This is a genomic window from Novipirellula aureliae, from assembly GCF_007860185.1.
Lineage (GTDB): Bacteria > Planctomycetota > Planctomycetia > Pirellulales > Pirellulaceae > Novipirellula_A > Novipirellula_A aureliae.
The window spans coordinates 490,023-509,587 of record NZ_SJPY01000005.1 but is presented as its reverse complement, the minus strand read 5'-3'; the positions used below and the strand labels follow the sequence as shown (position 1 = coordinate 509,587).

General features: G+C 52.4%; 19 protein-coding genes and 1 tRNA gene. 6 read left to right on the top strand and 14 right to left on the bottom strand.

Annotated features, from left to right (window positions below; translation table 11 throughout):
• Positions 1–89: 89 nt before the first annotated feature.
• A complete protein-coding gene (locus Q31b_RS17240) occupies positions 90–1,601 on the top strand; it encodes an oxaloacetate decarboxylase subunit alpha (RefSeq protein ID WP_146600877.1) in 1,512 nt (503 codons plus the stop codon).
• 328 nt (positions 1,602–1,929) lie between these two features.
• A tRNA-His gene (locus tag Q31b_RS17235) sits at positions 1,930–2,003 on the top strand.
• Between the two features lie 716 nt (positions 2,004–2,719).
• Here the strand turns inward: Q31b_RS17235 and Q31b_RS17230 are convergent.
• The 5 genes from Q31b_RS17230 to Q31b_RS17210 all read right to left on the bottom strand — a co-directional run bounded on the left by Q31b_RS17230 (position 2,720) and on the right by Q31b_RS17210 (position 7,190).
• Complete coding sequence (locus Q31b_RS17230; RefSeq protein WP_197171711.1) at positions 2,720–3,019, bottom strand: hypothetical protein; 300 nt, start codon at positions 3,017–3,019, stop codon at positions 2,720–2,722.
• A gap of 1,148 nt (positions 3,020–4,167) precedes the next feature.
• Positions 4,168–4,884, bottom strand: a complete 717-nt coding sequence (locus tag Q31b_RS17225; protein ID WP_146600875.1) for a TlpA family protein disulfide reductase — start codon at positions 4,882–4,884, stop codon at positions 4,168–4,170.
• Positions 4,885–4,923: 39 nt separating this feature from the next.
• Positions 4,924–5,703 carry a hypothetical protein gene (locus Q31b_RS17220; protein WP_146600874.1) on the bottom strand — a complete coding sequence of 260 codons (780 nt, stop codon included), beginning with the start codon at positions 5,701–5,703 and terminating at the stop codon, positions 4,924–4,926.
• A 117-nt stretch (positions 5,704–5,820) separates the two neighbouring features.
• Entirely contained in the window at positions 5,821–6,408 is a 588-nt protein-coding gene (locus Q31b_RS17215; protein WP_146600873.1) for a hypothetical protein, read from the bottom strand.
• A 236-nt stretch (positions 6,409–6,644) separates the two neighbouring features.
• Positions 6,645–7,190 carry a DUF4303 domain-containing protein gene (locus Q31b_RS17210; protein WP_146600872.1) on the bottom strand — a complete coding sequence of 182 codons (546 nt, stop codon included), beginning with the start codon at positions 7,188–7,190 and terminating at the stop codon, positions 6,645–6,647.
• A gap of 321 nt (positions 7,191–7,511) precedes the next feature.
• Between Q31b_RS17210 and Q31b_RS17205 the strand changes: the two genes are divergently transcribed.
• On the top strand, positions 7,512–8,558 hold the full coding sequence (locus Q31b_RS17205) for a transposase (protein ID WP_146600871.1): 1,047 nt from the start codon (positions 7,512–7,514) through the stop codon (positions 8,556–8,558).
• Positions 8,559–9,002: 444 nt separating this feature from the next.
• Here Q31b_RS17205 and Q31b_RS17200 read toward each other — a convergent pair whose 3' ends face one another.
• Complete coding sequence (locus Q31b_RS17200) at positions 9,003–9,392, bottom strand: hypothetical protein (protein ID WP_146600870.1); 390 nt, start codon at positions 9,390–9,392, stop codon at positions 9,003–9,005.
• 105 nt (positions 9,393–9,497) lie between these two features.
• Positions 9,498–9,884, bottom strand: a complete 387-nt coding sequence (locus Q31b_RS17195; protein WP_146600869.1) for a hypothetical protein — start codon at positions 9,882–9,884, stop codon at positions 9,498–9,500.
• Positions 9,885–9,900: 16 nt separating this feature from the next.
• Here Q31b_RS17195 and Q31b_RS17190 point away from each other — a divergent pair, with 16 nt between their 5' ends.
• Positions 9,901–10,116 (top strand): hypothetical protein, encoded by a 216-nt coding sequence (locus Q31b_RS17190; protein ID WP_146600868.1) that lies wholly within the window; start codon positions 9,901–9,903, stop codon positions 10,114–10,116.
• 1 nt (position 10,117) lies between these two features.
• On the opposite strand, the gene Q31b_RS17185 is transcribed toward Q31b_RS17190, so the two are convergent.
• The 6 genes from Q31b_RS17185 to Q31b_RS17155 all read right to left on the bottom strand — a co-directional run bounded on the left by Q31b_RS17185 (position 10,118) and on the right by Q31b_RS17155 (position 14,307).
• Positions 10,118–10,438: a hypothetical protein gene (locus Q31b_RS17185; RefSeq protein WP_146600867.1), complete on the bottom strand. Its 321-nt coding sequence runs from the start codon at positions 10,436–10,438 to the stop codon at positions 10,118–10,120.
• Between the two features lie 900 nt (positions 10,439–11,338).
• The gene (locus tag Q31b_RS17175) at positions 11,339–11,872 is read right to left on the bottom strand and encodes a hypothetical protein (protein WP_146600865.1); all 534 of its coding nucleotides are present in this window, start codon (positions 11,870–11,872) and stop codon (positions 11,339–11,341) included.
• Positions 11,873–12,277: 405 nt separating this feature from the next.
• Positions 12,278–12,532, bottom strand: coding sequence for a translation initiation factor IF-1 (locus tag Q31b_RS17170; RefSeq protein WP_146600864.1), 255 nt, complete (start codon positions 12,530–12,532; stop codon positions 12,278–12,280).
• 139 nt (positions 12,533–12,671) lie between these two features.
• A complete protein-coding gene (locus Q31b_RS17165) occupies positions 12,672–13,157 on the bottom strand; it encodes a hypothetical protein (RefSeq protein ID WP_146600863.1) in 486 nt (161 codons plus the stop codon).
• Entirely contained in the window at positions 13,135–13,683 is a 549-nt protein-coding gene (locus Q31b_RS17160; RefSeq protein ID WP_146600862.1) for a HEAT repeat domain-containing protein, read from the bottom strand. The genes Q31b_RS17165 and Q31b_RS17160 overlap by 23 nt, the downstream gene beginning before the upstream one ends.
• A 120-nt stretch (positions 13,684–13,803) precedes the next feature.
• On the bottom strand, positions 13,804–14,307 hold the full coding sequence (locus Q31b_RS17155; RefSeq protein WP_146600861.1) for a hypothetical protein: 504 nt from the start codon (positions 14,305–14,307) through the stop codon (positions 13,804–13,806).
• Between the two features lie 572 nt (positions 14,308–14,879).
• Between Q31b_RS17155 and Q31b_RS29085 the strand changes: the two genes are divergently transcribed.
• Both Q31b_RS29085 and Q31b_RS17145 read left to right on the top strand, forming a co-directional pair.
• The gene (locus Q31b_RS29085) at positions 14,880–15,521 is read left to right on the top strand and encodes a tyrosine-type recombinase/integrase (RefSeq protein ID WP_146600997.1); all 642 of its coding nucleotides are present in this window, start codon (positions 14,880–14,882) and stop codon (positions 15,519–15,521) included.
• Positions 15,428–16,939 (top strand): IS91 family transposase, encoded by a 1,512-nt coding sequence (locus Q31b_RS17145; protein WP_261343867.1) that lies wholly within the window; start codon positions 15,428–15,430, stop codon positions 16,937–16,939. Before Q31b_RS29085 ends, Q31b_RS17145 begins: the two co-directional genes overlap by 94 nt.
• A 1,295-nt stretch (positions 16,940–18,234) precedes the next feature.
• Here Q31b_RS17145 and Q31b_RS17140 read toward each other — a convergent pair.
• The gene (locus Q31b_RS17140) at positions 18,235–19,233 is read right to left on the bottom strand and encodes an IS110 family transposase (protein WP_231617643.1); all 999 of its coding nucleotides are present in this window, start codon (positions 19,231–19,233) and stop codon (positions 18,235–18,237) included.
• Positions 19,234–19,565: the final 332 nt, after the last annotated feature.

Sequence of the window (19,565 nt, the reverse complement as noted above, 5' to 3'; positions counted from 1 at the left end):
CAATGGGCTGAAAAACTGCACTTCAACCATCAAGCAAGCACCAACCATCAAGCAAGCAGCCGATTTCGCTTGCGAAGGAATGCCTATTTATGCCCTCTGTCAACCTGATCGACACTTCACTTCGCGACGGCCACCAATCCCTGTTGGCGACGCGAATGAGTACCGAACAATGCATGCGAGTTCTGCCGATGCTAGTCGACTCGGGGTACGACATATTGGAATTGTGGGGCGGAGCAACCCTCGATTCATGCCTTCGTTTTACAGGAGATGATCCCTTCGAAAGGCTTGAAGCGTTTCGTGAAACCTGCGACTCGAGTGGCAGGAAAATCCAAATTCGCTCGTTGTGCCGGGGGCAAAACCTGTTTGGGTACAACCCCTACCCAGACAATTTGGTTTACGAATTCATAAAAGAGGCGTGCCGAACAGGAAATGATCGAGTCCGTATCTTTGATGCCCTCAACGACCATCGCAACCTGATCACTGCGATCATGTCGACCAAAACATTCAACGGGCACGCGGAGGCCGCCCTTAGCTACACAACCAGCCCCGTGCATGACCAAGCGCACTTCGTCAACTTTGCAAAGCGTTGCGTCGACGCAGGTGCTGATTCCTTGGCAATCAAAGATATGGCAGGATTGCTGCACCCAGCTGATGCTTGGACGCTAATAGGAGCTCTGAAAGAAAGTTTTCCTGGCGTTGAAATTACGCTTCATAGCCACGATACCAATGGATTGGCGATTGCCAGCTACGTCGTTGGTTTGATGGCGGGAGTTAGTAACTTAGATACCGCCTATGGACCCATGGCGGGTGCCACCAGTCAACCGCCAGCCGAATTGATTCGCTACTTCGCCGATGCCTTGGGCGTTGAACTAAACGTCAACTTCGACCGCGCCAGTGAAATCGATAACGAACTGCGGCAGATTCGTACCGAACTGAAAGAGGTCGACAAAAACGCGGATTCCTTCGGCAACCCATGGCCGTCCGAACCTACCGACGCAATGAAAGCGGCAATTAACGAAGCAATCGAACTACTCGGCAGCAAGGATCATGATCAATGCACAAAAGCGTGCGATGTGATTGAAGAAAAAATCATGGTCCCACACGGCTATCCAGAAATCGACAAGAGCCAACTTGAGTCGCAAATCCCAGGTGGGATGCTGAGCAATTTGTATAACCAGTTGAAAGACCAAGGTAAGCTCGAATTGATGCCCAAGGTCCAAGAGGAGATCCCTCGCGTGCGTGCAGCCGCAGGCTACCTACCCCTGGTTACCCCCACCAGTCAAATTGTTGGGACTCAGGCCGTTTTTAATGTCATGAAGGACAATCCTTATGAATTGGTGAGTGAACCTTTTCGTGATGTCATAATGGGTAAGTACGGAAAATTACCAGGCCGCCCTGACCCGGAAGTCGTCAAGAAGTGCTCGCGAGGCCAAGCGGTTTACAAGGGACGCCCCGCCGACCTCGTCGACGACCTCGACTTGGAAAAGGTCTACCAGGAAAACGGTAATCTCCTCAAATCACATCGCGACTTGCTCTTACTGCTACTGTTCCAAATGCCTGCGAAGCAATTCCTGCAGAAGCGGGAAGCGGAGTCAGCCTGAGCATCCTGCTTCTTGACCAGACGCAAATGAGCTCGTTCCGTTATTCCGCTGTCGCGACAAAACAAGCGATCACGGTTTTATCCAATTCGTTTGGATATCTGTAGCAATTCTATCACGCTGTCCGTTACGAATCGCGTTTGAGCGATGGTAGGATAAGAAATCGGATGGTTTTGGGTGGCAATCGATGAGTCCGATACGAAAGTTATTGTTTTTGACGCTCTTCGTATCGAACTCACCAAAATGCCCGTTGACCTGAAGCGTCTGTCAAGATAAATTCTGGGCTCAAAGGCAATGCGGGTGTCCCAATCACCCTGTTTGTCGTTTCCCGGTGGGTGTAGCTCAGTTGGTTAGAGCGTCGGATTGTGGTTCCGAATGTCGGGGGTTCAAATCCCCTCACTCACCCCTTACTTTTCTTGTCGAATTACCCGCAAACTGCGGTCTATCGTAAATCGGGGCGTTCTGCCCGGGCGGCGTTTTCCCAATTGCCCAAAACGGTACATACCGTTTTAGAGATTTTTCGGTGCGTCGCACCCAAGGGAGTTTGATACTTGCCAGTTCCGTCGACGAATTCTCTGCGCTTACGGATCCAATGGTACGGCCCGTCCTCGTTCGTCGATGGTCAACTCGAGAATTCGTCTGCTAATCAGGTTATTCAGATTGCTCAGGGACCCAACGAATAGGACAGCGCAGCAGAAGCTAAGCGACATCCAATGTCCTCAACAAAAGACTGCCCCAAAAGTTCTGCTAAGCATTTCTTGCCGCTCTTGGACAATGATGTATTCCCGATCTGAAAGAGCGGAATGCCATTGAGCCCGCGGAGGCTCGGCAGATTGCGGTCACATATGCCAAGTCCACAAAGTTCAGCCCGTGTAATTTCTCGACCTGAAAAATTGGACTCACTTAACTTTTCGCCGGACTGCTTTTGCCCGGACTGCTTTTCGCCGGACTGCTTTTCGCCCGGAACCTTTGCCCGGACTGCTTTTGCCCGGCACAGGAGCTATCAACTCGATCCCGTTTCGCTCGCCCTCGCTGGCAGGCGACGTTTGTCGTCTCTGTCATGAGTAGACTAGGTCATCACTCGGCGAACGTTAGAGATCGGCGTGGGCGAGTCATCGAGGTCACTTCACGCTTGGAGGTTCCGAGCCTTTCGTAACATCCGCTTGTGCGTCTTTCTTTGTCGAGCGTCGGAAAAGAATGATGTTTTCGGTCATCGACACAACCTCCCAGCCAGCGGATGCTTTCGCATTAATGTAGTAGTCCAACAACGCGATCTGCGGATCTGCGATAGCCGCATTCAATTCCGAAAGAATCGAGAATAAACCTTGGTCTTTCTTCTCTGCTTCCTTTGCTTCATCGTTCCGCTCTCCGAAAAGCCGCTCAAACTGCTTGGGGCGATTCGTGGATAGCCAGTCTTTCACTGGTTGCTCATATTTATCTTTGCCTAGCTCTCGAATGACGCCGGATAAACTTTCGACGGAATACGTGGGCTCTGCAGCCGAAACACTGATAGTGGAGACGATTAGTGAAAAAGCTATCTTAAGTGCTAATGGTTTCATGGATGGCCTGTTCTGGGGAAATCGTTAAGGGTTATTTTGGCCAGGCCGAATACCGTTGAGATGGTCAGAAACGGTCGTGGCCAACGGCGGTTTATCACGTTGATACTCATCATGGCGTCCTTGGGTGTGTGAGTCTTTCCATGACGGCAAAGCCGTCTAATTCGTCGTCTGCAAGCTACGCTTGCAGTGCGAAAAACGTCACCCGAAGGGTGCGTTACGACATCTGGCTAAAACCCAATCATCACCCAAGGAGATGCGAACGGCAAGTTTCGCTCCCGACGCCTGTACGTCGGCGGTCACCATCTCGCGTACGGTGATGAGGTGGAGTGTGTCCATTTGCTTTTAGGGCGTTGTCTAAGGCACGTTACGTTATCGATCAGCCGAGGGCGACGGTTGATCATCCACTTCAAAACGCCCGACTTCGTCACTCGGTTGCATCGGATGGTTCGTCGCGCATCATGATCAGCCTGACGTCAGAAGCGATTTGAGATTCGTTTGATCCACAGGTCGGACAGTTTGTTTTGAGAAATCCATTGTATCGTTCGCCGCATTTTCGGCATAGGCGAGGCTGCCTCGCATACGAGAGGAACCGTGGGGTGCCGGTAGTTCTTTCGTATTCCGCAATCTCCAAACACACGTGGCAACGGATCGAGGCACCATTTAGAGAAGATTCTGAAAACGTTATCCAGCGAGTCGCGATGTCCGCTAAGCGATATTGAGTGTCGCAGGAGGGACAAGCCAATTGGGCAGTCGTCCAATACTCATCATCGGATCTTCGAACCCGTGACTGGGACCAGTCTCCTAGCCACGCCCATAGTACGACGATCGAAACTGCAATCCCGAATACAAACGCTAGTGAAGCAATCATTTCCAATGCTGTGCGAACGTCAGTTCATTTCCGACGGACGCCACGGATCACCAAGTCGCCGGAGTTATCTCTCCATTGTCAAAACGCACCGTTCGGCGACTTTGGTGCATCCGATTGTTCGTCGGTAATTTGTGAAAGGGAGCTATCTGAGATTGGCGAGTTGCTTTTCAAGAACCGCATTCAGCTCGCCAAGGTCTTCTTCCATGAAGCCAGCCTTTGAGTAAATAATTTGTCCATCGGGCGAAACGACCAGTGTGCGCGGAATCGTTTCATTTGCGAAGAGCGAATAGACGGAACGATCGGGGTCGGCAGCAATCGGAAACGAAAAGTCGTTCTTTTTGCGATAATCCCGGACCGCTTCCATCGTTTCCTCGCGACCGATTACCAATATTCGAAAGCGTGTATTGTTTCTATTTGCTGTCCAGATTTGCTCGAGATGAGGAAGCTCGATCTGGCAAGGTCCGCACCATGTCGCAAAGAAATTTATCAGAATGACACTGCCATGATCCGGAAGCGAGAATTCATCTCCATTGACGGTTGTCAGAGTGAAGGGTGGAGCAGTGTCGCCTACCTGTACAACGGACGTCTCGGCGAGCTTTTCAGCACGGGCTGCGTTGATCTCCGCCATTTGCTCACGGCCAAGCGCCGGCAGGAAAACCAACCAGAGTATGCCCTGTTGTATTCCAATCAAACACGGAATCGCAATGAGCGAGACCAACAATCGAACCCCGTGCCCACGGCGTTTCGGCGTTTTCCACCGCACGATCATGGCGATCAACGAGATGACCATCACGACAAAGGCAATCAGAACTCCAATTGCTAGCAAGGCGGCGATCGTGTTGTAAGTAGACGTGCTCATAATTTGGTCGACGAATGCTGGGGTAACCGGGCCAGCCGATTAACGCTTAGATGGCCGAAAAACCGTTGTGGCCGGCTCCGGTTCAACCCTTGGTTCGCCTTTGCGCTTGTCAGCGGCCCAATTACGAAATCCTAACTCAAATTCACCTACGCTGTTGAAACCCAAATGTTTCTTAATGGCGGATGAAAGATCGATGCGTTTAGAATCCGATACGAACCTTATCAGAGTTTCACGATCCCAAGTTTCTGCAACATACTGGGCCACGACCATGGATTGCGAATACATTTTTATAACGTCGCTAACGTCTTTTGGATACTCGGTATACGTGAGTAGCTCGTTAAAAGGCATGAGCATTCCGCCGTCTCTTGCCTCACGAAACACTTTCCAGTGTCTATCCCGAGAGTTTCTTGATTCGCTGAGCAAACCAATTCCCATCTCCGCCCATCGCGGTGCCTTCTCGATTCGCTCAGCAAGCACCAAGTGGCTCAGTTGCCTTGGCAATGCATTGCTCAGAATCCCCTCAAAGTCTCCACCAACTTCAATTTTGAGATTTTTTAGTCCTGGATAGTAAGTTGACACACCCCACGCCTTGTCATTACTTCGAGATATTTCAATTGTCACAGGATAAGCAAGGATCGGGATGGCTTCGTCCCCCCAATCTTTTCGGAGTGAGGCCAACGTCGCTTGGGCGTAACACTCGACTCGTTCTTGGTCTTCCCCACTGCCTGCAGTAACAACCAGATTGTAATCCTGTGCTGTGACTGTCGAACATATGCATACCATCAAAGGGAAGCAAGCGGCGTAGATATTTGATCGCATTGTTAGTACTCGGTTATAAGTTGCAGACTTGATTTGGCGAACGCCGCCGATCACGGCACGGCGAATTGGTTATCTATTGGGAAAACGTCAGATGCCGTGCTCCAGTGCATGGTTTGGTTACCCGCCGTCTGGTATTCGGGTCATCGAGTTTGCGTGGCGGGCCGCAATCATTGCATGTAGGTTGTGCGAAGGAGGGTCAGGCGATTTAGATGGCCACGGTAAAACGTACACGTCTGGAGCGTTGCGCGGGATTGAACACATGAATGAACCGATCAGCAAATCCCCGTGGAGTTCGATTTTGAGTGTATCGTCCTCAAATGTCAACGAAGTGATGCGGGTTCCGGCTGGCCCAGACCAGGCTGAGGAGCCAACCACCCCACCGATTCCGCAAAGGTTGTATCCATCTCCGGACCCACGTGTATAGTCATGGCAATCAGGAATAAGTTGCGCGAATCGCACGCCACCGTCGAATACAAAGTTGGGGTTTTGCTTTGACGCGTCCGCAATTCGACCAACGACGAATTCTCTGCCGAGTATTTGAGTGGCCCCTCCAAGATTCAATGCATCGTTGCGCTCGACACAACGTTCAAAATGTTCGATCGCATGCTGTCGCTCTTTACGAGCAACAGCGGAATGCCAAGTTGCTATTAGGGCAGCCAATAGCGGCGCAATGATGACGAGTTGGCGAAGCGAAAAGCGTTTCATTTCAGTCGAGTAACGTCACGCGTCACCCGGTACGCGCGAAAGGTTTACCATTTCAAAACGGCCGATTCGCGTACTCGGGTGCACACAAAGTTGCGTGCAAAAAGGGAAGCAGTCAACTCCAAGTTCAAGCATGGTCCGAGCTTCAGCGGCATAACGCGAGCTCGAAGGATCGGCTCGCTTGCCGCTAGGACGCTTGACAAGCAAGCGTAAAGCGATCGCATGGTGATTCGCCACAACTATTCGCCGAACAATTTGAGGGCGTTCTTTGCGACACTAGGGTCATTAAGTCGTCGTATCGACTCTGCGATGATAGGGTAATTGCAATCCGAAATCCAGATGCAGCGATACGAAATGTTACCGTATTCGCCTTCCTTCGCGCAGTCCATCGCGGCACCGAGATACATGCAGCAGACATCTATGATGTAGGCCTGCTCTTCCTTGCTGTACGAGTAATCGTCTTCCCGTTCAGGGTGACGTTCGCGAAATAGGCCATAGACAGCGTCAAGAGCGTCGTTGAAGCCCGAGAATGCCTTCTGATGCCAATGCTGCCATTCGTCGGGCATGTACCGGTATTGGTCAGCGAAAGACGGGTCATCCAATGCCGTGATGTCATCTTCAGTGTTCGTGACAGCGATTGCGTTGAGTTGGTGGATGTCCTCGCCAATCAATATTGCATGGCCGCAGGATTGCGAGTTGGCGTTGAGATCACTCAGGTGCGAAGCCAGAGCGTCACGAAAAACCGAACAAAGCTCTTCGAGTTCAGAATAGACTAACGACTTCATGTGTGTAGGTCTCGATGTCGGATAACGACCAAGATCACGCGGTTGCCGCCATGTGATCAGCTATTCAATTCCCGCGCGATCGGCAACTCGCGTGCATCGCCTGGTTCGTCGGGCTTTCCTGGCGAGAATTGTACCCTGCGTGCCGCCCTTTGGAAACGGCTCCGCGGAACTCACTTAATGCTATTGACATGCCTAGTAGGAGAACACCAAGGGAGAGAACACCAAGGGACAGAGCATGATTCTGGTGGATTTGCCTTTTCCCTAACCGAGGTATACGATTCCTGGTGATTCTGCTGACGATTTTCTCTCGGGAGGTGTGTGATGGTTCGGTTGGCACGTAGCGAGGTGTTTGATCCGCATGAGGTCGTTATCGCCCATCTCTACAATCGGACCTGCCGACGCTGTTTCCTGATGGGAAATGACCAAGTGTCCGGCAAAAACTTCGACCACCGGAAAATCTGGATCGAAAAGTATCTGCAACAGTTTGCGGAATTTTTCTCAGTAGATTTGCTAGCATTTGCAATACTAGACAACCACATCCACTTGATCCTAAGATCGCGGCCCGATCTGGTGGCGACCTGGAGCGATAGGGAGGTGGCTCGGCGCTGGTTGATGCTCTGTCCACACCGCCGGAAATCCGACGGGTCGCCTTTGCCGCCAAGCGAGCCAGAACTCAAATCGATCGCTGGTTGTCCAATCAAATGCCAAGAAATCCGCGAGCGGCTGAGCAGTTTCAGTTGGTGGATGCGGCTGTTGTGCCAACGCGTTGCGATGCGAGCGAATCGCGAGGAACAGGAGTCGGGCCGGTTCTTCCAAGATCGCTACCGTGCAACTCGATTGACGGACGAAGCATCCCTGTTGGCCTGTGCCGCTTACGTGGATTTGAACCTGATTCGTGCCGCGATGGCGGAAACGCTGGAGCAGAGCGAGCATACGTCGGTGCAAAAACGAATCAAGGCGATGAAAAGTGAGTCACCAAGCGAAGACAAGCCGGATGCTTTCTTGGCACCTCTGTCGATCGATGAGCAGCTTGATCCCGTAGGTCCCTGTGCTAGCGACAGCGGCAAGCGTTGTAGTGATAAAGGCTTCTTACCGATTTCGCTCGTGGATTACTTGAAGCTACTCGATTGGACAGCTCGGCAAGTGGCGCCGGGCAAACGCGGTGTGACGCCTTCGGCTGCACCACCGATTTTGGTTCGGTTGGGACTCGAGCAAGCGACTTGGTGCGAACTGGTGAAGGACTTTGGGAAATTGTTCTGCAGCATTGCTGGACGCCCCGAGAGTGTCGATTCGATGCGTTGTCACCGCACGCACCGCCGCTACCATCTCCGCCGCCGCGCCCGCGAGCTATTGACGCTCCCGGACTGAGTGCCCCTTCTTCGATTCCCCTCCTTTTCGTGACGCTCTTTGAGCTGCCCCAGGATGAAGGTACGCACCCAATACGGCCATTCCGAGGAAAAAAGCCTATCTCACTGGCTTGCACACACGCTATTTGACGATCCGGTGCAATAGCAAAGCAAAAATCCCGACAGCGTCCGTCCGGGGTGTTGCTGTATCACCTGAAATGATGCTCTGTCCCTAAGATTGCTGTCCCTAAGATTGTGTTGCGACGAGTCACGTTCGTTTCAGACTTGAAATTCGGGGCGGCGTAAGGATTGACTTGAGTCATCGAACAGACTTCATCGGCGAACGCCACCGATCACGGGGCGGCGACGAGGAATGTTCAATTGTCGAGAAACGTGACTTCGCCGCTCCCGTGCATCGGAATGGTTCCCCGTTTTTCATTGTTTGGCCGACGCGCAGGTCGCAGGTTCAGGGGAAACCGATCCCGACGTCGTTCGCAACACCGTGTATTTTCCCGTCACCGAGATCAACCGTAATCGTACCGGAATACCCACGGCGCTCAAAGTAACAGTCTACAACGAGATGGTGTTGCGATCCGTCATATTCCGTAAGGTCAAGTTCAACGTGAGTCTCGCCGGTCGGCGATACGTTGGTCGTCAGTGTGGCATCAACAGGTAGCGTTCCAAGGTCGTACGAACGTCCGGTCACGTTGACCACACAGGATTCGTAGTCGATCGAACCGACGTTGTTGATGGCGACAACGACACCGTTAAACGGCCAGATACCGCATGAGCGAGTGACGAACGCGAGTGTTCCCAGCAGCACAACAATTGCTAGAACGGCGAGTCGCGTTTTCATGCTTCAGTCGGGGAACGACCGGGATAACGGGGGGCGAGGAGAGGACTCTAACTTCAAGACCGACCGCGCCGAGCCCTCCCGTTCATCCTATTGTTCTGTCGCGTTTCATTGTGTGGATGCAGGTGGCCTCAGCAATGACGACACGCAGCACGGATCGTCTACGCCAAGTTGTTGAGCAAACGCTACGGCGATCGGGATCACCCAAAACGGTGAATCATCATCGAATGGTGCAGGGTAGCCCGATAGATTGTATAAGGTTTTCGCGCAGATTTCTTCGAAGCTGTATTGGTGCTGAAGCATTCGGTCATTGGTCTTGTCGGCACAGAGCGTTTTGTTGCGGATACGATCGAATAGGTCGTGTGCTTTCCGCCATTTCGTGCTGTCTGCGGCCATGGACTTCAATTCGTACAGCGTCGATAGATCCTCGCAGTGCGGAATGAAGAAGCTGACCATTTCGCCAATCGATGAGGCGACAGATTCTTCAGACGACATAGTTCAGGGATCATTCTTGAGTGACAGAACGTTACCGATCAGCCGGCGGCGACGGAAGATCAACCACCTCGAAAACGCCCGACTTCGCCGCTCGGTTGCATCGGATGGTTCCCCGCCCGGCAGCGGAGCAAACGTCAGCCAATACGATCGACGTAAAGCGATCATACCGAGTGAGACGACCGCCAGCAAATCCGTCGCAATCGACTACCGACGTGCAGACGCAATTGATTGAGCTAGTGTTCGTGGAAGTGTTCAAACGCCGCTGCTTCGAGTTCACCATCGCCCGAAATTGCCTCTCCAGTTTGGTCACGGAGGTCATACGGTTGTTGAACGCCGCCGAGCGAGGCACCACCATCGATTGCTACGAGCAACGTGTACATTGCATCGGTCAGCACTCCGTCTATCGTTGTGCGGAGGTCGGCCGTTTGTTTCGGTTCAAGGCCCATGGCCGCGATCATTCGTGCGACCGCAGTGTCAGACGTCGCGTCAAAGTAGGAGCTGAGAATCGCATTTTTCTCGGTTTTGCAGAGCATCGCGAAGTCGTCAGCATTCATGTTTGCGGCAGTGCAAAATTGATTGTGTCGGGGAACGCCGACGATAACCGCGTCGGCTAGATTAACGCTGACCACAGAGTAAACGCTCGTGGCCGACTGCGGTTCATCGATTGGTTATCGGACAGTATGGGGATCGACGAGATGTTGGCGACGCAGAATTTCAAGGATGAACTAAGCGGCGGCATTGGATCAGAGTCGGTCCAGTCTTCGACCCCTTCGGTGACACATTCGCCCCGATTCGGTATCGCGATCATTGTAGCAGATAGAAGCGAGACATATCAACAATCGAACGAGTAAACATTGCAGACGGGACATCAGCGCATCAATCGACCGAGCAACAACATCGCACCAATTGCAGCATGAACGCCAGCGCATCAATCCGATAACGTCGGTGTTCACGCGGTGGCGACCCGCGATGCTGTTTTCACGAAAACGTGTTGCCGCCACTCGCGTGCAACACATGGTTCTTGCGCTGGGCTTGTACGGCCGACGACCCGCCAATTGAATCGATTCTGTAAACCCTCAAGATACCGACCGAAGTAAGGCCGAGCAACAATCGACCGAGCAAATCAGCAAGCCGACGATAATCAGCTGGCGCATCGACAGCGTTGGGACTCGGCCATTGGCAAGACCGCGAATCGATTAGTGTGTGATTAATGGCGATTAGTGTTCCAGAAAGAGAGAACACTAATCTTCACTAATCGAACACTAATCACTTTGCCGTGAAGGTTCGGCCAGCGCTCATTGGCACGGCACGCGAGATCGAGCGTCCGAGAACCACCATGACAATCGACTAGGAATCGACGGACCGCAAGAACGTTACCGATCAGCCGGCGGCGACGGTTGATCATCCACTTCAAAACTCCCGACTTCGCCGCTCGGTTGCATCGGATGGTTCGCCTATTGCGGGGGCCATGGCTTGTCGACACCGTAAAGTTTCCGTTGCTCTGGGTCGGCTAGCACGCCCGCCCGTGAGATCGTTATGTAGCCAAGTTTCATTCCGTCCGGAAACTCGTACTGAACTTCGACATTACCATCTTGGTACTCGTAAAACAGGATCGCCTCACCGTCTTCCCGATCAGTCCAGTAGGGATCGCCAATTCGTTCGCGAATGTCTTGTTCGGATGTCGCGGTGTGCAACTCCATAGGCTTTCCCTCCGCAAAAAATGTTCCGTCAAATTCACCTAGCGTTACAAAGACGCGGTCGAGCAAACCGCCATTAGTCCCTAGCTCGAGCCCCTTCCCCCGCGGAGCGTACACACTGGAGTCTGCCAATTCGCTGGCAAACGGCGAATCCGCGGCGACCGGCTTTCCAACCTTGTTCCCGGCAACGGAAAAGTTCAACAGGTCGATGGTTACAGCAGGAATTGCTTTTTCCGGATGATTGCAGCCGAAAATGAACGACAATAATCCCATGACAGCTATGGTGCGCATTTGGTGGTTCAGGATAGTAATGTGAAGATAAATCTGGCAGAAAAAATCAGCAGATACAAGTTGGGCGAACGGTAGAAATCACGGGGGACGGGCGAATGACTTGCAAGCAGACGAGAAAACGGACCACCCGTCCTCCCGTGCATTTCATGGTTCGCCGCAATTTCCGGCTCGGTTGGCAGCGAGGTCTGGTTTCCAATTACTGACAAATTCAGACCGGGCAATCAAGAACGGAGCGTATTCACGAGCGTCCAACTGGACGGTCGATCGGCCACCGAATTCGTCCTCATCGCACGTTTCATCGTAAAGAATCAGCTCGCCATTGTCGAATGCTTGGAGCTGCCGAGCGACCCATCCGTCGGGATGGACTTCGAAAAAGAAGTGTGATCCGCCCCAGCCGGAACAATGTCAGCCAGAGTTCTCATCCCAGTAGCGTTTGTAGTACAGGCATGGCGAAAAGCCGACGATCCGATTCAATCGTGGTGGTGATGATTGTCGAATAGCAACAGGATCGCCGGGGATAATCCGGAAGGCTTCGCGAGCGACAGGTCTTGGAACAGATGCATCGCACTCGCCTCCAATGTTCAGCGCAACGGCAAATACATTGTTGTTGCGGTGCGCGATCACGTTGCCGAAAAGTTCACTCGATTGCTCTTGTGTCATGATGCGGTGAGCGGCTTAGCAATCTCATGTCGGCGAACGCCAACGATAACCGCGTCGGCCAAATTAACGCTGACCACAGAGTAAACGGTCGTGGCCGGCTGCGGTTCATCGGATGGTTCGTCCGTCTATCGTCTTCCAGTTACCGGGTTGTCTTAGCTGAAAGATGATTCTGGCTACGGCGACGCTCCCAAAGTCTTGCTGTGAGCATTGACACGATCAATTGTAGTGCCGCGGATAAAACCATAACAGCAACGACCACATACGCAGCGGAAAGTTCTCGCAAGCTCAAGCACGCACAATAGAACAGTCCAAGCGAAAGTGGAATACCAAGCAAGATGTACGGGAAGCGTTTCGCGGTTTGAATCTCGAGTACGCTTCCGAAATAGGATTGAATCATGCCGAACGAAAACAGCGTGCCACCTAATGAGAATAAAAATCCCGTATGATCCAGATAGAGTCCAAGGCATGTAAGCAAGCAACCTGTCCAAACCACTGCTTGGCTGGTCACAGAGTTCTTGGTCATTGAGGGCATGCGAATCTCTTCATAGGACGAACGGTACGGATCACGTGGTCGCCGCGAACGACTTTCCACTTCAATAAACTCAACTCGGCGACTCACGTGCATCCGATGGTTCCCCGTCGTTTTCGATCAGTTCGATGGCCGTCAACGCGGCGGTCACAGTACCGGGAGAATGGGTCTGCTGAAATCGTGAAGCCGCAATTTTACGGAGTTGGGGCAACGCAGACAACGGACGTAGCCGTTTCATTGCGGTTACGGCGACACCCTTCACGAGACTTGAACGATCTCGCAGCGCGTTCACAAGCAAATCGGTAGATTCCGGCGTGTCACATTTCGCTAAAGCTTCTGACGCGGCCCATCGGTTGTATTTGTCAGGGTCCGCGATTCCGCGGGACATGACGGTGATCGCATCAGATGAAGTGACGCCAATTAAGGACCAAAGCACAGCAAAGCGTGGGAAGTCAACGTTGTCGAACGATTCCACTATGGCGTCGAGGTGCGCCACGACCAACGGTCTAAGTTCGCCGAGCAACTCGTGGTAATGGTCACGTGACGTCGCAGTTCCGAGTGAATTAAGTGCATCGTCAAGTTCAGCGATGCCTGAAGAACCTTGCGGCTTGCTTGTCATCATCGATCTTCGCAAGTCGGGGAACGGTACGCGTCACCCGGCACGCGCGAAAGATTCTCAATTTCAAAACCGCCCGACTCGCGTGCTCGGGTGCACGCGATGGTTCCCCGCGATCGAACGACGTTAGCGGTCAAGAGTTTGGGCAGTTTTGATAGCGGTGGATAGGCAATGCTTCCAACGTTCACGCGATAGACTGAAGTCCATTGTGACCATGCTGCCATCCGTAGAACTTACAAATCGCATGAGTGTCAAATTATCGGATGGCGCTTTGTCAACGACGATCCATTTCGTCGGATATTTAAAGATGCCAAGCTCTCCTTCTTTCAGTATCCGTTTTGGATCCAGATCGTTTTTCAGTTGCGCTATCGCATCAGCAACATTCGCCCGTCCTTCCGTCGGCTCTGTTCGAACTACAAGCTTGTGCATTCCGTTGGCCTTCTCGTAGCCGTGCGGTGTGACGACCAAATCACCATTGGCGTTGTTCGTCGATGTCCATTCGTTCAATACACGCAGCGTGTGATCGGCGAAGTTAATTTTGGTCGATTGTGAATACGCCGCGCCGGAAAAGCTCGTCGTGAAGACCATGCCAACTAGCAGCGTCAAAGCAATCTTTCGCGGTACGGCCATGAGAAATAATTCATTCGGGGAACGCCGACGATAACCGCGTCGGCCAGATTAACGCTGACCACAGAGTAAACGCTCGTGGCCGACTGCGGTTCATCGGATTGTTATCGGATCAGTATGGGAATCGCCGATAAAGTTGTCTAAATCGACGAACGTTAAAACATCATTGTAGCCGACCGAAGCGAGACCGAGCAACCATCGACCGAGCAACCATTGCAGTCGGGGTTTCCGACAACAGTCGACCGAGCAAGTTTTGGTAGTTGGGGTTTCGGGGCAGGATTCAACCAAGCAAGTACAGCGGTTTGGATGCGAGCATCCGCATCGACCGAACAACTACAGCGCACCAATTGCGGCATCAACTACCACGCACCAATTGCGGCAACGACTACAGCGCATCAATCCGATAACGTCAGACATCACGGGGCACGGAAGGTTGACTATCCATTGCGAAAAACGCCGCAAGCCGTGCTCCCGTGCACATACTCTTAGGTGGACTCATTAGATTTTTAAACGAAAATGGCTTCTCTCGATGTAATAAACGAGCTGAATCACGAGGATTCGCTCACTTGGTGTTAATGGTCGTAACCAACAATTTGGACATCGTGGTTCGACAATACATGCGAAAGAAGCCTCATGAATTCTACTGCAATCTCAATGAACAACGAACCTTCATCACGACCCTCTATGCGACCGGGATGAGGTTCTCCGAAGCAGCCAACTTGAGGATCGAGGACATCGATTCGAAGCGGATGCAGATCCACATTACCCACGGCAAGGGAGCCAAACAACGACAAGTTCCGCTCTCGCCAAGGTTGCTCAAAGAGTTGCGAGAGTACTGGATACAGTACAAGCCGCCGTCGCTTCTATTTCCCGGCAAGAAACCGGGGTCGACCTACTGCGACACGTCGATCCTCAAGGCGATCAAGGTATCGGCGAAGCTGGCGAAGATCAAGAAAAATGTCACGCCGCACACTTTTCGACATTCCTACGCGACCGGACTTCTCGAAGCGGGCGTGGACTTGTTGACGATCAGCCGCCTGCTTGGTCACGCCAGCTTCACGACGACGATGATCTATCTGCATTGTCGCCGCGAACACCTGATCAGCGTCCCCAGCCCGCTGGACTGGTTGCCGGTGAAGCAGTTGCCGACCTACAAACCAGCCGAAGAGAACGGGAGCGGGGAGACGGGAGACAAGACGAACTCCTCGCAAAGCTAACGGTTGCTCAACTATTACGCAAAGGATCGGCTGCGTACGTCCGTCAGTTCGCCGGCTCCGGCGCGTGCCCTCAAGTGCAAAGTACGTTGGCAAAGTTATCGCTTTGCCGTACACGGGCTCTCGGCGGTAAACAGTATCAGTGTGACGGGTGTGGCGACGAGAGCGAAGTTTATCACTCTTGCGGCGACCGCAACTGTCCCCAGTGTAGCGGCCGCAAACGTTACGACTTCGCCGCTCGTGCCGAGCAACTGATCCTTGACAAAGTCACGTATTACCAGGTCGTTTTCACCCTGCCAAGTAACTTATCGGAGCTGGCACTTGCTAATCGAGAACCGATCGCGGACTTGCTCTTCGCGTCGGCTTGGAAAAGTCTTCGCAAAACGATTCGCGGCCAGCAGGATTATGACCCCGCGTCGATGATGGTGTTGCACACTTGGAACCAACGGCTTGATTCCCACTGGCACGTTCACGCTTTGGTTCCTGGTGCCGGGCCGAGTTTATCGAGTGACGATTGGAAAGAAGCCGAAGCTCCTCCGGAGACGGCCAACAGTGATGGGTATTACCTCGTGAAAGCCGAAGCGTTGCGTGAAAGCTTTCGCAAGTTTGCGATCGCCCATTTGAAACGCCTTTACAAAAAGGGCGAATTGAAGCTCAGCGGCAAATTCGCCCCGCTGCAAGATCCGCAAGTATTTAAAGAGTTCTGTGACAAACTAGAATCAGTCGATTGGGTCAGCTTCATCCAACCGCCGCCGACCAAAAGCAGCAGTGCCGAACAAGTGGTCCGCTATCTGACGCGTTACCTGACCGGTGGTCCGATCAGCGATTCAAGGATCACCGCTGCCGATTCGAAGCAGGTAACGTTTCTGGCCCGCGAAGGGGTTCGGACGGGAGGCGAGCGGGAGCAGGTCCCTGTAACGCTTCAAACGACGGAGTTCATTCGACGCTGGTGTCTGCATATTCAACCGGAGCAATTGACGAAAACACGTTACTTTGGTGGTTGGTCCAATAACAAAAGGACAAAGTATTTGGACCGTTGTCGTCGCTCACTTGAGGCGATCGGAGTCACTCATCACCGCGAGAGCGAAGACGGCTCGATTGGCGAACGCTGCGAGGAGGAGTCTACGATCCCTTGTTCAAAGTGTGACCATCCGTCGCTTCGGTTGATCGGTGAAATCCCGAAGCCGTCTTGGGACAAGCTACTCAATCATCTGCACGATGATTGTCCCGACTGGTACGCCGAGAGTGACTACAAGGAGCTGTGTGAGTACTTAGACCGCGAGTATGGCATCGGTTATGAGGACTGGTATGCGGAATGTGCGGTAGAAAGTGCAATGAAGCGTCCACCCGTGCCCCCTGCTGAGCAGTTGTACTTTGCGGGAATGTGTCCGAACACCGACTTTATGTTAGAATCGTTTTAAGCGGATTGCCAACGTAAGCGGTCTGCACGACAAAGTTCAACGCACATTCTATCCGTGGACCAGGCGAAAAACGTCAACCATTGATCAAGACCTTTCCACGCCTGGTCCCCGGATAGAATGCAATTCGTTTTCCTATACCACCATCTTCACTGTTGTGTGGCACCTGGTTTCCGGCGGGTTCGGTTCAATGCTCACTTGGCTGGATCCAGAGCCAGCGTTTCTCGCTTTTCGCCTATTCAGTGTAGCGGTTTACTCGATTCCTCTTTTTCTCGTTAGCCATCTGCTTCTCAGGTCCAGTTCATCTACTGAGTCTGCATTGCGGGCGGTTGTCGCCGGTTCTGTTTTCGGGACTTTCCCGAGCGAATTCCTCTGTCCAAGAGAATTGATCTACTGGTTGCGTGATAACATCACCGATTCTGCTAATGCGCTGCTTGACCTTGTGACATACTACGCTTTCGATCTTCTAGTTGCACTTTTAGTTGAAATCGTTTTGGTGTCGTTGTTCCGTCTCGCGTATCGAAGACTTGCTAACTCAAAGTATCTACCTCACCTTGGACGCGATAGGATACCGGATAACCAAACGATGAACCGCAGTCGGCCACGACGGTTTGCGGTCATCTAAGCGTTAATCTGGCCGACGCGGTTATCGTCGGCGACTATGAAGTCCGTGGTTTGTCCAGTGGCGACTGGCCGCTTTTTTGAAAGATTTCTTACATTGGATGTTTTGTGTTCATTTCTTTGTGGTGAATCGGTGGTAGCGAGCTTCGGCGAGCGATCTGCTATTGATGACTTGGCTTGATTCGATTGGGTACTAAACGACTATTCGAGATGTCGATGCCTTGACCCAAGAGGGTCGGTCCTTGACAGCATCGTCTCAGCATTCCTTACAGGATTTCAATCGGTGGTCTCTTGAGTTCTGTTGGATGGCCCGACACTTCGATCGATCTGTCAATCTTTATGCCGGGTTCATCACCTCTCACATTCTTTAGGACGCCATGACCGGAATCGTTTACGTTGCTCCCGGTGGCAGCTGGTGTCAGTGATGTAGGCGAAGTGGAGTCCTTGTCGAGTTTCAAACTTGGTCTTCAATCAGTTTTTCGTTCTCCGTGTTTCACTCCAGTGTTTGCAGTTGTTTCAATGGGTTCAAGGTGGATGGAAAAGGTTTCCCTGTGAAGCGCCACATTCGTTATCTCAGGGTTATCAAGCCGCGTTTCAAACGCGGTTTGTCGCCCTTGCCGACGATTCGTGGTCACTACCAGGGAAGCGCGGCCCCAACGAAGGGCCTTGGATCGGAGTCAGGTTTTCAAAGGCGCGCGGCGTGCACTGCCACGGCGGCGAGTTGGTTTACTACCTCGACCGCTGCGTTGCTTCGGTTCGTCGCTGATCACTGGCCCTGGAGCATGTGGTTTTGCTCGTATAAGCTTGGCTTTCCTTTTTGGTTTTGATTCTTGGGTCTCTGTATCTTCCGTCGTCAGTTCTTGAATTTCAGGCTCCGCTGCAGACTCTTGCAATGCCCGGTTCGGATCCCAAGCCTTTTGGTCGCGCATCATTGCCCAAGCGACCACTGCGATCTTGCGGGCCAATGCGATGCCGGCTTTCTTGCGTCGTGTTTTCGATCCGCCGTGAATCCGTTCAAAAGTTTTCTTGCTCCAATCATTGTATCGAAGACTTACCCAAGCACATTCCAAAAGCATCGTGCGAGCCAGTTTCGGCCCGCGTTTACTTATCCTTCCATTGCCATCGGTTTCACCCGATTGATATTGCTTTGGCGTCAGGCCAAGGTAACTTGAAAGATGCCGAGCACTTTTGAAGCGGTGCGGGGCATCGATAATGGCAACAAGAAGCTCAGCCGTTTTGCGTCCCACGCCAGGGATCGTCATCACCAACTGAATCATAGCGTTGTCGGCAGCGAACAATTCCAACCGATCTTCGACCGCTTGCATTTCTGCGGTCAACGCATCGAGTTGTGTCAGTTCCAAATCGAGTTGTCCTTTCCAGAGATCGTCAGCATTACAGAGGGTGATCGGTGTTCGAAACGAGTCGATATGGACGCGTCCGGTATGCCAAGCTCTCGCGCCAGAGTCGATTTCGATGCCGCGGTTGGCGAAGCTGGATCGAATGCCGTTTTTGATTCGATTGATTCGGCCGTCGAGGTTCTTTCGATACTTGATAATGGCTCGTTGTTCACGGATCTCTGGTTTTGGCACGTGGACCGGCGTGAGCACTCCCATGACAGCCATTTTAGCCAGCTTGAGGGCATCGTCACGATCGGTTTTGTGTTTGGTTTTGTCCACAACCATGCTTCGTCGTTGGTGCTGCAAACGAGCGTTTTGACTTTTCTTTGGTGAGAGACATCGCTAATCCACCCCGAGGGTCCGCATGCCTCCATGACCAGCAGGTCGATTTCGTTATCGTCCAAGAGCTTGTCGATATGCGAACGCTTGGTGAGGATGGTTTCGAAAGCATACTTGCGAGTTTTGCAATCATAGAAGCAGGCGACCAACTTGAACTTGCCAAGATCGAGAGAACAGATCATCATAGAGAGGTTCCGTGGTTTGAGGTGTGAACGAAGTAAGAAGCGTTTCATTGTGACCGATCGAGAGATCGAGATCACGGCCTGGTCAGC